Raw genomic sequence first — 14,048 nt, forward strand, 5'->3', positions numbered from 1 at the left:
TTCTGATCAGTTATGACAACCCCCCTAAAGACGAATTGTTTTTATCAGTTGCCTATTTCAACGAGTCTTTCCCGCAGCAGACTTAGTTTTGCTTCTGCATCTGCCTGTTTTTGCCGTTCGCGTTCGATGACATTGGCGGGTGCACTGGCTACAAACCGCTCATTTAGCAGGTTTTTATTGACTTTGACGAGGAATCCTTCAAAATATTCGATGTCTTGCAGGATTTTGGCTCTTTCAGCACCTACATCCAGCTTGGGCAGCGGAATGTAAATTTCTGTTGTGTCGAGTTGAAGGGTTCCCGCTCCTTCCGGTTTTTCCTGAACAAAGACAATGGTGTCTGTACGGAGGAATTTTTTGAGAATATCGGCGTAAGTCTGAAAAACCTCCTGGTTGTCAGATTTGATATAAAGCGCCAAATCCTGTTTTTCTTCTTCCGCTGACTGCTTGGACCTTTGATCGTTCCAGTAGGCTCTTACTTCCGTGATGGTATTGTGAATCAACGCCATGTCTTTGAGGAGTTGTTTTTCCGGCTCTATTTCCGTAAACAGGCGGTCAATGGCGATGAACGCACCTGGAGTACGTTCACGGAGTCCCTGCCAGATTTCTTCCGTAAGAAATGGCATAAAGGGATGGAGCAACTGAAGGCATTTTTCAAACAGCGTTACCGTATGTGAATAGGTGGTTTCACTGACTGGTTCTCCCTGAGGCGGTTTGATCATCTCCAGAAACAAATTGCAGAAGTCATCCCACACCAGTTTGTAAACACTCATTAGCGCATCAGAGATGCGGAACCTGGAGAAATGATCGCGGATTTCAGCGGCAGTTTCATTCAGTCGTGAATCCATCCAGCGGATGGCTACGGTATCCTGACCTGTGGGAGCATCCGGAGCGGTAGTCCAGCCATTTACCAGTCGGTAAGCGTTCCATACTTTATTGGCAAAGTTGCGACCTTGTTCTACGAGAGACTCTTTAAACAGCAGGTCATTGCCTGCGGGAGAACTTAGCAGCATACCTACACGGACACCATCTGCGCCGTATTGGTCGATAAGATCCAGTGGGTCAGGGGAGTTGCCGAGCGATTTGCTCATTTTCCTCCTTTTGTCGTCGCGAACAATCCCGGTCAGGTAAACATTGGTAAAAGGCTTTTTGCCTGTATATTCATATCCGGCAATAATCATTCTGGCTACCCAGAAAAACAGAATTTCCGGTGCAGTCACGAGGTCATTGGTCGGGTAGTAGTAGGAAATATCCGGGTTTCCGGGTCTGGTGAGACCATTGAAAATGGATATCGGCCATAGCCAGCTGGAAGCCCAGGTGTCAAGCACGTCGGGATCTTGTTCGAGGTCGCTGAGAGAAAGTTGTGGGTTGCCGGTTTTGGCACGGGCTTTTTCGAGCGCCTCCGTTTCATTTGCCGCAACTACAAACTGATTCGTACCCTGGATGTAATAGGCGGGTATCCGGTGGCCCCACCAAAGTTGCCGGGAGAGGCACCAATCCCGGACGTTTTCCATCCAGTGTTTGTAGGTATTGACAAATTTGTCGGGGATGAGGTTGACTTCTCCGTCAGTTACGGCCTGATATGCCGGTTGGGAGAGGTCTTTCATTTTCAGGAACCACTGCATGGAAAGGCGGGGTTCGATGGCGGCATCTGTGCGCTCCGAATAACCTACGGAGTGGCGATACTCTTCGGTTTTTACCAGGAATTCCGCTGCTTCCAGATCTTTGGCGATTTGTTTACGCACAAAGAAACGGTCTTTTCCGACATATAGTTCTCCGGCAGCGCTGATTGTACCGTCGGGGTTGAGCGCATCTATGACGGGTAGATTATGCCTTATCCCGATTTCGTAGTCATTGATATCGTGAGCGGGGGTTACTTTGAGGCATCCGGTACCAAATTCACGGTCAACATAGGTATCGGTGATAATCGGGATGGAGCGATTGACCAGCGGCACGAGTACCCGTTTGCCGTGCAAATGAGAATAGCGGGGATCTTCGGGGTGAATCGCAATGGCTGTATCGCCGAGAATGGTTTCCGGACGAGTAGTAGCAATAGTAACAAATTCCCCTTTGGCGCCTTCAATCGGATAGCGGACATGGTAGAGTTTTCCTGCCGTATCGCGGTGGATTACTTCCTCGTCGGAGACGGCGGTTTGTGCGGAGGGGTCCCAGTTGACCATACGAACGCCACGATACACATAACCCTTTTCAAACAGGTCGCAAAAAACCTGGATCACGGATTCGGAGTATTCTTCATCCATGGTAAAGGAGGTGCGGTCCCAGTCGCAGCTTGCGCCCAGTTTTTTGAGTTGCTGGAGGATGATTCCGCCGTATTTTTCTTTCCAGGCAAAGGCGTGGCGAAGAAAGTCTTCGCGGGACAAATCCGTTTTTGCAATTCCCTGATCTGCCAGCAGCTTCACCACTTTGGCTTCAGTCGCAATAGACGCATGGTCAGTTCCGGGTACCCAGCACGCATTATATCCTTCCATCCTTTTACGTCTAACCAGTACGTCCTGAATGGTATTGTTTAGTACATGGCCCATATGAAGGATACCGGTGACATTTGGAGGAGGGATTGCGATAGTATAGGGTTCGCGCTCATCGGGCACAGATTTAAAAATCTGTGCTTCCATCCATGCGGTGTACCATTTGTCTTCAATATCTCCGGGCGAATACTTGGCAGAAATGTTCATTGATAAAAATGTCGTTAATGTCCCAAACTGGGTGCTGATCCAAAGGTCGGGCAAAGTTACAATTTTTGCATTTAAGCATGAAAGGTTTTCTAAAAAGGCAAACGGGTGTTTCCCTGGAGGAAACACCCGTTTGAAGAAGGATTTAGATCAGGAGATTATCTGATGATAACTTTTCGTATGACATTGTTTACCCCATCGCTCAACTGGATGATATAGAGCCCGGCTGCGAGATTGGAGATAGAGAAGTTTACGACTCCCTGTGTTTCTCTGTTTGAGCCTACAGTAGAGGTGTGAAACAATTTGCCGCTGGCATCATACACGGAGATTTTGGAGCTTCCGGTAAGGCGGCTATACCAGATCTTCATGATATCGCCATAGCTGGGATTGGGAGAAGCTGTAAGCTGTGGAAGGTTGGCATTTTGGAGTTTGCCAGTTTCGGTTTTTTTGTCATTGTAAATATCATCCACATCGTCATAAGGTGTGTACACAAATTCACCTTCTTCTACAACCTGAGCGATAGAAGTACTGGGAGTGATGATCACAAAAAGAGTTGCGATAAGTACGAAAGCGAGAATAGATGATGTTTTCATAACTTTGGATTTGGAATTTCGTTAGCTAATTAAAATCGAACAATACAAATATAACAGGTTGGTTTAATAAATGCAAATTTCAAATATATTTTTTTTGGAAATTTTGTACGATTGTAGGAAATATACCTCTGAAAAATTATCCAGTTAATTATTTGCTAATCAGTTATTTAATTTATTTTTTCTCTCTGTTTTCCCATGTTGCGACATCAAATTTTTGTGTCAAAATCGCGAATTTTGAATAGATATGCATGATTTTAAATCATATTCATTAGCTACAAATTTAACTTTTCAGTTTGATTTTTTTTATCTGTTTCGATTTGACGTATTTGTATACGAAGATAAAAATTTACGGAATTTTTTTTTAGAATGCTCTCCCTGTAATTTTGAAAAAACTACTTTTTGGCCCTACATTCTTTTTGAGAATCGATTATTTTGTATATTGGGGTACTACATGTAAACATGCGTACAGTTTTTACTCTGATTTTTTTGATTCCTACTCTTGTCTTTGCCAGGGATTTTACCGGGTCTTTGGATAGTCTTGCTCGTCTGTTGACTGACGAAGTGATGGAGGAAAATGTATCCGTCTCTTTGAAGCTGGCACAGGGGTATATGGCTAAAAACCCTGAAAAGGCGATGCAATATTCTCTTAGGGCGTTGGAATTGTCCACCCAGCTGAAACTGCACGAAAGAAGTGCGCAGGCTTTTGACTTTCTGGGAAGGATTCATGACCATAAAGGGAATCTGATATTGGCAACCGACTGCTTTGAGAGGGGGTTGGAAATGGCAAAGTCTGCGCAAAACGACAAACTGATTGCGCACCTTAATAACAGCCTGGGGGTTGTTCACAGCAAAAAAGGTGATAATAAACAGGCGTTGGTGCACTTTATTACTGCCAAAAACAAGTGGGAAAGCCTTGGGAACTATCGCCAGACAGCCATTATTCTTAATAATATGTGCGCGCTGAATGTCAAGCTTAAAAACTATGACGCCGCGATCTCGGCAGTAAACAGCGCCCTCGATGTCAACAAAGAAGATAATGATGCCGGAAGATCCATTCGTGGCCAGTCCTACAACAATAAAGGATCTGTATATGAGGAAACCGGACAATACGACAAGGCCTTAGAAAATTATATAATGGCCCTGGAGGAAAAAAAGTCAGATAACAACCCGCTTTCACTTATCCCTGCTCTGACCAGTATAGCTTCTGTACATGCCCGTATGGGCGATGAGCCGGAATCCCAGCGTTATTACGATGATGCACTTGCCATTGCACGTCAATCCCAGGACAAATATTGGCTCCATTACCTCTACAAGCTATATGGAGAGCGGCTGGAAGCCAAAGGCGCTTATGATCAGTCGAAAGAGTATTACCTCAAAAGTTTGGATCTGGCTTCTGTAATGGATGCCAAAAACTCAATTCTGGAATTGCGCAAAAACTTATCCCGTGTTTATGCCAGAACCAGTGACTATGAAGCGGCATTGATGCACCAAATGATTTACTCCGAACTAAAGGATTCGATTGTCAATGAGAAATCACTAAAGCAACTCTCCGAAATTCAATCGCTATACCAGTTTGAAGAACAGCAAAAGAAGATATACAAACTTGAAGCAGAAAAAGAAATCAGTAAAATACAGAAACTTGGCCTTCTCCTTTTGAGTTTGCTTCTCCTGGTTGCCGCCGCCGGCTTTTTCAGCAGGTACCGGATAAAACAACGGTCCAATCTTATGCTTGAATCGCAAAAGAAGGAAATACAGGACCGTAATCATGAAATCGAATATAAAAACCAACGCCTCGAATCCCAAAAGGATGAAATCGAAGCTAAAAATCAATTGTTAGAGCAGCAGGCCCGGGCAATCAACAGCCAGAACAGGCAGTTGAAGCAAACCAATGACGAACTGGAGCAGTTTGCCTACGCTGCTTCCCATGACCTCAGGGAGCCGCTTCGAACCATTCGCAGTTATATGCAACTGCTGGAAAAAAGATATACGGAGAAACTGGATACCTCCGCCCGGGAATTTATTAATTACGCTACCGGTGGAGCGGTAAGAATGGATGAATTGCTGCAGGATTTGCTGGAGTATTCCCGTATCGGGCGAATGGACTCCCAGAAAGTTTCTGTCAACCTGAATATCCTGATGAACTCTATCGTCGACAACCTCTCCCATCAGATTAAAGAAAATAATGCGACAATTGACATTCAGCAGCTGCCAGAACTTTATGGGTTTCGCGCAGAATTGTCTATTCTTTTCCAAAACCTTATCAGCAATGCGATCAAGTTTTGTAAGCCAGGTATCGCACCTCATATTTCCGTTCAGGCAAAATCAGAAAATGGACAATTTCAGATATCAGTATCTGATAATGGTATCGGCATAGAAGAAAAATATCAAGACCAGATTTTTAGTCTGTTTAAACGACTCCATACCCGCGAGGAGTACGATGGCAGTGGTCTCGGTCTGGCAATCTGTTACAAGATTGTACAAAATCATGGCGGAAAAATCTGGCTGGACTCAGAACCTGGTGTTGGTTCTACTTTTTATGTATTGCTCCCATTTAAGGCTGAAAATATCTCAGAGAGCTGAAAATAAGCGGCTTATGTCAATCAACTCTTTCTTCTTTAGGGTATTTTCTGCTATCCGAAATAAATATCAGGAAGGATTCATTGACCTCCCTATTGAAAAAATATTATATTTCGGGTCGCTTAACCCTAAACTATGAGACATCAACTTTTACGTTTTTTGCTGGCAATCGTATTCTTTACATTTGGATACTCTTTAAATCTGTCCGGACAGAATCTGCGTCCCGTATGTGGAACTGATGACTATTTCCAGGTACAGTCTCAAAAAGACCCGCAATTTGTACAGAGAAATGCTGCGCTGAAACGGTTTATTGCCGATCAGCTGGCTAAAGGTGGAAATCCTTCCCGCGGTACCATTTATCAGATTCCTATTGTTGTGCATGTGGTTTACAATACTCCGGATCAGAATATTACCGATGCACAGGTTCAGTCACAAATAGATGTCCTGAATGAAGATTTCCGTCGATTAAATGCCGATACCGTCAATACCCCTGCACCCTTTAAACCGGTTGCGGGTGATGCTGAGATTGAATTTTGCCTGGCGGCCTATGATCCTGCCGGAAATCCTTCTTCTGGTATAACCCGTACCTCTACAAACAAGTCCGTTTTTTCCCTTGGATCAGACGACATTAAATCTGCGGCTACTGGTGGTGCAGACCCCTGGCCTCAAACTGATTACCTCAATGTGTGGGTAGGCCCCCTGGGCGGAGGATTACTGGGATATGCAGCGCCTCCCGGAGGTAGTGGCTCAGGAGTGGTTATCGGCCCCGAATATTTTGGCCGGGTGGGTACCAATCTCGATCCGTCTTTTGATTTGGGCCGAACCGCAACCCATGAAATCGGACACTGGCTGTCTCTTGCTCATACCTGGGGCGGCGGCGGTTGTGCCAATGATGATGGTATCTCCGATACCCCTGTACAGGATCAGGCCAATTTTGGCTGTCAGACCTTTCCGCACATAAGCTGTCCCTCAGAAGTGAACGGGGATATGTTTATGAATTATATGGATTACAGCGACGACGATTGTTTTAATCTCTTCACCAAAGGACAGGCCACCGCTATGCGGGCAATGTTTGCGCCGGGCGGACCGTTGGTATCGTTTCTTACTTCCGGTGGTTGCCAGAAGGCTGGATTTAACGACCTGGGCGTTGAGGCGATTCTGGACCCTGCTGGTGATCAGTGTGGGGGGAAATCACAGGCCGAAATTGTTTTGAAAAATTATGGACAGAACGTGGTGAATTCTGCCGAAATCAAATACGAACTTGATGGCAATCTGATCGCTATCAACTTTTGGACCGGAGCACTCAGCCCGGGTGCATCACAGATTGTTACCTTCCCTTCTTTTACTGTCTCTATTGGTACCCATAGCTTTAGGGCTTATTCTACCAAACCCAACGGAAGTGCAGATATTGATACTTCCAATGATACCTTGTCCAGCACTTTTGAAGCACTTAACAATGCCGGAATGCCTATCCCTTACTTTGAGGGATTTGAAAGTGGGATATTTCCTCCTCAAAACTGGCAGATGACCAATAGCGACAATCTTACCACCTGGCAGCCTGCTCCTATCGGCAGAAGCGGTTCGGGCTCAGCATTTATGGACAATTACAACTACTCTTCTTTTGGTGAAGCCGACGAATTGCTCTCGCCCGGTCTGGACCTTACGCCATTTGAGAAAGTAGGGATGTCTTTCCATCTTGCCTATGCACGTTATGCTGAAAACTCCGGCTTTACCGATACACTTGAAGTCTGGGGATCAGGGGATTGTGGCAAAAATTTCAAACTTCTGTGGAAAAAATACGGAAACGATCTTTCAACGACTGCAGCCACTACTTCTTCCTTCGTGCCTCTTTCTGCCTCACAATGGCGCCAGGAATGGGTCGATCTGACTGATTTTACAGATAGTACTTACGTTGTGATTAAATTCCGGCACATCACCAATTATGAAAATAACCTCTATATTGACAATATCAATATCACTGAAATTTTCAGCCTGGATATAGACGATGCGCTCACCGTGGGTGATTTGGTACTTTCTCCCAACCCTGCATCACAGGAAGTAAACCTGAGTTATGATGCACGCACAGGCGGCAATATACAGGTATCGCTGATTGATCTGAATGGTCGGCAATTGCTTTCAAAAACATTTTCGGCTTCGACCGGAACCAATCAATTTGCCCTACCGCTTACCCAATTGGCCGCAGGAATTTATTTTGTACGCCTTAGCAGTGAAAACGGAGAAATTGTAAAAAAACTGGCGGTTGAATAATCTCAACCGGCGCTAATGTAAAAAACCCTCTTTCGGCTAGCCGGAGAGGGTTTTCTTTTTATAAAATCAGCTCAGACCTGAACTATCTTTTTTTATCATTGAAATACAGGAAGGCGCTTGCAATCAAATAAGCAACGATGGCAAATAGGCCCAGATAAAACGCCCAGGAAAGGGTCTTGAATATCGAAATGACCAGGAATACCGCAACGGCTGGAATTGCCACTTTACCCCAAAGGGGAAGTTTCATAAACATTTGAACAAGCAGGCTCTTTTTCATTTTCTGATTCATTGGTTGGTCATGAATATGCTCTCTTTTTCGTAAAATACTACATTGGGGTTACAAATAAAAATTGTCAAACTTGCTATTTAAAAACTCTGATAAGAAATAAAGAAAATTTTATATCCTTTATTTCTGCCTAAATTTGCAGGGAATATCAATTTGCGAAGTCCCAAACCATGATGGCTGCCCCGATAAACCAGAAAACGACCGCCCGGTTTCCCGTTTTAAAATCTTCTTTCCCCGGGAAAAAAATATGGAATTATCAACTTATTGGGATAAACCATCAGGGACACCAGGAAGCCACGAGGGACACAAAGCGCAGTTTCCTTGCGCCCTTTGTGAGGCATTTGTGTTCCTGGTGGTTTTTGCTTCGCTTCGGAAAGCTTCCTTTCTCCCAATTACTTTATAATTTCGAAAAAACATTCAGACTGGTTTTGTTTCTTAGTATGGGTTTTCCGACAAGCCAGGTTTTCTCACAGGTATTTTACGACCAGCATTTCCGTAAGGTAGCAGCCGAAGGTATCAACAAAACCTACAATTTGGATTATGAGTCGGCAGATAAGATATTTTCATCGCTGAAGTCAGAATACCCTCAACATCCGGCCCCGTTATTTTTACTCTCTTTAAACCGTTGGTGGCAGAGTTATATTTCTACCACACCTGCATGGCATCCTTATATTGAAAAATCGCTGGAGGAAGCCTTGGCATTAAACCATAAGATGAAAGATACCCCGGGGTATGAACTGGAGTACACATTTTTCCAGTATATGAGTTATGCCTTTCTTACCCGGCTGTACATCATTCGTAAGGAGTGGTTGAAAGCAGCCAATACCGGTAGGAAAGCACTGCCTTACCTGAGTAAAAGCCTGGACTATACGACGAAAAGCCCGGAATTCTATTTCAGTGCGGGAATCTACCATTACTATGCGGAGATTTTTCCTGCCCAACATAGTTATATAAAACCATTTGCCGTATTTTTCCCGGATGGCGATGCGGAATTGGGGCTGGAAGAACTGGAGTATGCGGCCGGCAATAACAACTTTACGCAGGCAGAAGCGATGTATTATCTGGGCGATATTTATCTGGAAGAGGAGGCAAAGTTTGCGCGTGCTTTAAATATAAAAAAATCTCTGTCTGCCAAATACCCCGGGAATACCTGGTTTCAGGTGGACTATGCCAGGGCGCTGGTGTATAATCAACGTTATGCAGAGGCTGAAGCCGAACTGAAAAAAATGCAAAAGGCGTTTGAGCTTATCAGCGAATCTCAGAAAAGGCATGTTACGAGTTTGGAATCAAACTATACTTCGCAGGTTATGCTTCGGGTTTACCATTACCTGGGCAGAATCAGTCTGGAAAGAGACCACCAGTACAATCGTGCGCTTAATTTTTTCAAACAGAGCAATGATATGGCTCGAATAGCCGGAATTGATGCGGAAATTCATCTGCCTGCCAATACCTACTTTTCAGGGCGTTGTTATGAAGGGCTTAAACAGTACGAAAAAGCCCGGGACGCATACAAAAGAGTACTAAATATGGATGAAAATCACCTGGTCAAACCCCTTGCGGAAGCTTGTCTGGCAGGAAAATGCCCGGCATATTAAGCATAACCAGTAGGGCCGCCGAAATTGGGGGGGAGGTGAATGTCTTTATCAGGAATCAGTACTTCACCATTGGTTTGTTCAAATTTTTCCAGATTTTCCTTCAGCGCCATCAGTAAGCGCTTGGCATTTTGGGGAGTCATAATGACCCGGGAGCGAACTTCAGCCTTGGGAGTACCGGACAAAATCTGAATAAAGTCCATGATGAATTCGGAGTGGGAATGGGAGATAACGGCCAGGTTGCTGTAAACCCCCCGTGCAGTTTCTGCGGAGAGTTCGATATTAAGCTGGTTGGCAGACTTTTTCCTTTGTTGATCATCCATAATAATAATATCCGGAATAGTTTAGTAAGATAAAGGTACAAATAAATGGGGAGAACCTGATTTTTAAGGAAAAATCCTTTCAATTTTCATCAAACAGGATCTATGTCGATCATAATTCGGAGACTTTTTACTGGCGCTGATTCATAATATTTTTCGATTGCCTGGTTCATAATCTCACGCAACTTCACAGCCGGGATCGTTTTCCCAACTTTAACGAGAAACTGCATTCGGTATTGGTTTCTTACTCTGGCAACGAGGGCATAGTCAGGGCCCAGCAAATTTACGCCAAACATAGGTTTGAGGAGGTTGTTGAGCCGGAGTGCTTCTGTTTCAATAAAGTTTCTGTCTTTGTGTTTAAATTCTATTCTTATCAATCGGGTGAAAGGCGGATATCCGATTTGGTGGCGTGTGGGCATTTCCTGGGCAAAAAATTCCTCAAATGGCTTTTCCACGGAGGTAAGTACCACATTGTCGGGCATCATACTTTGTATGATGACATGGCCTTTTTTCGTACTCCGGCCTGCTCGCCCACTGACCTGCGTCAGCAACTGATAGGCATTTTCATAAGCGCGAAAATCAGGGAAAGTAAGCAGGTTGTCTGCGTTAATGACGCCAACAAGTGTGACATTTTCAAAGTCCAGCCCCTTCGATACCATTTGAGTACCTACCAGAATATCTATCTGACGGTTTTCAAACCTACTGATAATATGCTGATAACCTAGTTTGGTTCGGGTGGTGTCGAGGTCCATGCGCTCTATCACGTGTTGCGGGAAGAGTGCCGACACTTCTTCTTCTATTCGCTCTGTACCTGCACCTGCCCGGCGAAGGGTATAATTTCCGCAATGATCACATTTGTTTACATTAAAATCGGTATGGCCACAGTAATGGCAGCGAAGATGTTCTTTACCTTTATGATAAGTGGTACTGATATCGCAGTTGATACATTGCGGCACGTACCCGCAAGTTTCACAGATCAGGTAGGGCGCAAATCCTCGTCGGTTTTGAAACAAAATAATCTGTTCTCCCCTTGCGAGTGTTTCTGTCATGGTATCTTGCAATACCTTTGAAAATACACCATTCGCCAGCCGCTGTTTTTTCTGAATGCGCATATCCACAATTTGTATCTGTGGCATGTTGGCTGAAGTTGCCCGCTGTTTCAGCTCGACAAGTGTATATTTATTTTGCCTGGCGTTTTGATAGGATTCGAAGGAAGGGGTGGCAGAACCAAGAATAACCGGAACCTTATGTGTTACACCATAATAGATCGCGACATCGCGGGCATTGTAGCGAGGGGCGGGCTCGTATTGTTTAAAGGAGCTGTCATGTTCTTCATCCACAATGACCATACCCAGATCTGTAAAAGGAAGGAAAATGGCAGACCGAACGCCAATGACGATCTGATATTCTCTTTTGTTGACTTTATGCCAGATTTCGACTCGCTCCTGGTCGTTAAATTTGCTGTGATATATGCCTACTGACTCTCCAAAAGCACTTTTTACACGGTCAATGATCTGTTTGGTAAGGGTGATTTCCGGGAGGAGATAAAGCACCTGTTTTCCCTGAGCAATGATTTCCCGGATCAGATCGATATAAATATGGGTTTTTCCGCTCCCGGTGATTCCGTGAAGGAGGACAGGTTTACCGGGAAAAGTTGTGAGGCTTTCCCGTATTTCGCCGATAGCTTTTTCCTGCATGGGGTTGAGAACAATGTTTTGTTCGTGAACTTTATACCCATACATCTCCAGGCGGTCGACGAGTACTTCTTCCTCTTCGATAAATCCTTTTTTTACCAGTGTTTTTGCTACCTGCGAAGTGAGTTCCAACTCCTTGAGGGTTTCTGTTTTGGGGAGAATATTCCCCTTATACCATGCCGAAACAATGCGCATCAGCAGGTTTTCCTGAGCCGGAGATTTGGCTACAGCATCAAAAGCCTCATTGAGACTGGCCTCACTGGTAAAAGCCTCGGCAAGTTTGAGGAAAGTTTTATATTTCGGTTTGTATTTGGGTTCTACGAGTTGAAACAGCCTGACCAGCCCCCTGGCCTCCATAGTTTTGAGGCGGGGAGATGGGTTGAGAATACTCCAAATGTCAGATACTTCTTTAAAATCCAGTACAGGCTGGATGCTGAGTGCTTCGAGCAGAATATACTCTTTATCATCCAGCTGGAGTGGTTTCCAGTCGAGGTCGTCAGGCATCGTAACGCGGAGAGAGCTTTCCGGCTTGAGTCCGGAGGGCAGGGCCGCTTTCAGAACTTCTCCCGCCGTACACATATAATAAAAAGCAATCCATTCGAATAACTGGAGCTGTTTTTCTCCCAAAACCGGTGTTTCGTCGAGAATATCTTCCAGTGGTTTGAGATCCCGCAACTGTTTTTCGGTGGGATCAGTAATGATTTGGCGGATGGCGCCGGTATAAATTTTGGATTTGCCAAAACTCACGAGCACCCGTTTGCCCACAGCTATGGACGCCAATTGGTCTTCCCTGACCAGATAGTAAAAGTTGGACCGGACAGGCAGGGGTAATATGACTTCAGCGATTACAGGCAATGGTTTGGCTTGATTTGCTAATAAAATTAGATCAAATATACCACACACAGGATGATTTTGCTACAGAAATAGACAAAAACTCTGAGGGCCATTAACCCGGGCCATCAAACCATTGAAGCCATACAAGTAGCGGATAAACCAATAGTGGTTTCAGGATAAAATAGTGGGACGTAAATTTCGTTCCTAGTTATGGATTGGTATGAATGAAGAGGGGAATCGCAGCCTGATACGTTTTATAGTTGAACAATGGAGGATTATTTCTATCCTTCCCTGTAAAAAAGGGTAGGAGGGAGTAGTGGATTTTGGTTGTTGTAAGTGAAGCCAAAATATATAAAATAGATAAAAAGATACAAGGTGTGCCCGGTTTGGTGCGCTATTTGAGAATACAAGCACAGACTAACCAGATGTTTATGAGGCTTTTCTACCAGGGGATTTTTTTTGCACTATTTTTTCCTGCTTTGATTCACGCACAAAGTGTTTCTCAGGTTCGCGCTGAAAGAGTCGGGAGGGATAGTGTGCGTATTTTCTACTCGCTACAGGACCCTGCCGAAGAACGAACTTACCGTATCGATATTTTTGCGATTACAAATACTGATACATTACGACTTACTAAAGTATATGGAGATATCGGTGACAGCATCCGGGTGGGAGACCATTCAGTTGTCTGGAATGCGATTGGTGAATCGGGCCGTTTTCGGGGTCCGGTAATTTTTCGTGTAAGGGCTATCCCCAGCTTTCTTATTAACGATCCCACGGAGGGCCTTACCTTAAAAAGAGGCAATCCATTTACCTTCTCCTGGTATGGCGGTAATAGCTATCTCGACGACCTGAGTCTTGTCCTATATCAGTATGACAATGTCCTTGATACACTGAAGGTCGTTACAGAGACCGATAAATTTACCTGGCAGGTACCTGCGGATATCGCGCCGGGAAAAGGCTATCGCGTACGCATCGTCGGTACCGATAAAACCGGGATTAATGCCTTTACCAATGAATTTATAATTGCGAGGAAAATCCCACTCTATTATATCATTGCTCCTGCTGCTGCCCTTGTGGGGGGAACAGCGGCATTTTTGATTCTTCGAAGAAAAGAGCTTCCCCCCCCGATTGATCCTGACAAATAAATTTCCTTCGATTGTTTCCTTAACCCCGATTTACGAACTACCATTAGCATTC

9 protein-coding genes are annotated in these 14,048 nt (G+C 44.6%); 4 read left to right on the top strand and 5 right to left on the bottom strand.

The genetic code is table 11. From position 1 onward, the window contains the following. Nucleotides 1-44 precede the first annotated feature (44 nt). Both R3D00_21765 and R3D00_21770 read right to left on the bottom strand, forming a co-directional pair. Complete coding sequence (locus R3D00_21765) at nucleotides 45-2,690, bottom strand: valine--tRNA ligase (protein ID MEZ4775823.1); 2,646 nt, start codon at nucleotides 2,688-2,690, stop codon at nucleotides 45-47. A 155-nt stretch (nucleotides 2,691-2,845) separates the two neighbouring features. Beyond that, nucleotides 2,846-3,280 (bottom strand): T9SS type A sorting domain-containing protein, encoded by a 435-nt coding sequence (locus R3D00_21770; protein ID MEZ4775824.1) that lies wholly within the window; start codon nucleotides 3,278-3,280, stop codon nucleotides 2,846-2,848. A 459-nt stretch (nucleotides 3,281-3,739) separates the two neighbouring features. Here R3D00_21770 and R3D00_21775 point away from each other — a divergent pair, with 459 nt between their 5' ends. Both R3D00_21775 and R3D00_21780 read left to right on the top strand, forming a co-directional pair. Further along, nucleotides 3,740-5,860, top strand: coding sequence for a tetratricopeptide repeat protein (locus R3D00_21775; protein ID MEZ4775825.1), 2,121 nt, complete (start codon nucleotides 3,740-3,742; stop codon nucleotides 5,858-5,860). A 132-nt stretch (nucleotides 5,861-5,992) separates the two neighbouring features. Continuing rightward, on the top strand, nucleotides 5,993-8,125 hold the full coding sequence (locus R3D00_21780; GenBank protein MEZ4775826.1) for a T9SS type A sorting domain-containing protein: 2,133 nt from the start codon (nucleotides 5,993-5,995) through the stop codon (nucleotides 8,123-8,125). 82 nt (nucleotides 8,126-8,207) lie between these two features. Here the strand turns inward: R3D00_21780 and R3D00_21785 are convergent, their stop codons facing one another. Then, the gene (locus tag R3D00_21785) at nucleotides 8,208-8,402 is read right to left on the bottom strand and encodes a hypothetical protein (GenBank protein ID MEZ4775827.1); all 195 of its coding nucleotides are present in this window, start codon (nucleotides 8,400-8,402) and stop codon (nucleotides 8,208-8,210) included. Nucleotides 8,403-8,581: 179 nt separating this feature from the next. Here R3D00_21785 and R3D00_21790 point away from each other — a divergent pair, with 179 nt between their 5' ends. Further along, nucleotides 8,582-10,006 carry a hypothetical protein gene (locus R3D00_21790; GenBank protein MEZ4775828.1) on the top strand — a complete coding sequence of 475 codons (1,425 nt, stop codon included), beginning with the start codon at nucleotides 8,582-8,584 and terminating at the stop codon, nucleotides 10,004-10,006. Here R3D00_21790 and R3D00_21795 read toward each other — a convergent pair. Together R3D00_21795 and priA are read right to left on the bottom strand one after the other, a co-directional pair. Continuing rightward, nucleotides 10,003-10,326 carry a DUF3467 domain-containing protein gene (locus R3D00_21795; GenBank protein ID MEZ4775829.1) on the bottom strand — a complete coding sequence of 108 codons (324 nt, stop codon included), beginning with the start codon at nucleotides 10,324-10,326 and terminating at the stop codon, nucleotides 10,003-10,005. The genes R3D00_21790 and R3D00_21795 overlap by 4 nt on opposite strands. An 89-nt stretch (nucleotides 10,327-10,415) precedes the next feature. After that, complete coding sequence (priA, locus tag R3D00_21800; protein MEZ4775830.1) at nucleotides 10,416-12,872, bottom strand: primosomal protein N'; 2,457 nt, start codon at nucleotides 12,870-12,872, stop codon at nucleotides 10,416-10,418. Between the two features lie 410 nt (nucleotides 12,873-13,282). On the opposite strand from priA, the gene R3D00_21805 reads away from it, so the two are divergent. Beyond that, nucleotides 13,283-13,996, top strand: coding sequence for a GPI anchored serine-threonine rich family protein (locus R3D00_21805; GenBank protein MEZ4775831.1), 714 nt, complete (start codon nucleotides 13,283-13,285; stop codon nucleotides 13,994-13,996). The last annotated feature ends 52 nt before the right edge of the window (nucleotides 13,997-14,048 follow it).

The organism is Bacteroidia bacterium, assembly GCA_041391665.1.
Classification (GTDB): domain Bacteria; phylum Bacteroidota; class Bacteroidia; order J057; family J057; genus JAGQVA01.

What these genes read in the sequence shown, in the direction of transcription:
- R3D00_21765 (MEZ4775823.1), bottom strand. Translation starts at nt 2,690, where the DNA reads ATGAACATTTCTGCCAAGTATTCGCCCGGAGATATTGAAGACAAATGG.
- R3D00_21770 (MEZ4775824.1), bottom strand. Translation starts at nt 3,280, where the DNA reads ATGAAAACATCATCTATTCTCGCTTTCGTACTTATCGCAACTCTTTTT.
- R3D00_21775 (MEZ4775825.1), top strand. Translation starts at nt 3,740, where the DNA reads ATGCGTACAGTTTTTACTCTGATTTTTTTGATTCCTACTCTTGTCTTT.
- R3D00_21780 (MEZ4775826.1), top strand. Translation starts at nt 5,993, where the DNA reads ATGAGACATCAACTTTTACGTTTTTTGCTGGCAATCGTATTCTTTACA.
- R3D00_21785 (MEZ4775827.1), bottom strand. Translation starts at nt 8,402, where the DNA reads ATGAAAAAGAGCCTGCTTGTTCAAATGTTTATGAAACTTCCCCTTTGG.
- R3D00_21790 (MEZ4775828.1), top strand. Translation starts at nt 8,582, where the DNA reads ATGATGGCTGCCCCGATAAACCAGAAAACGACCGCCCGGTTTCCCGTT.
- R3D00_21795 (MEZ4775829.1), bottom strand. Translation starts at nt 10,326, where the DNA reads ATGGATGATCAACAAAGGAAAAAGTCTGCCAACCAGCTTAATATCGAA.
- R3D00_21805 (MEZ4775831.1), top strand. Translation starts at nt 13,283, where the DNA reads ATGAGGCTTTTCTACCAGGGGATTTTTTTTGCACTATTTTTTCCTGCT.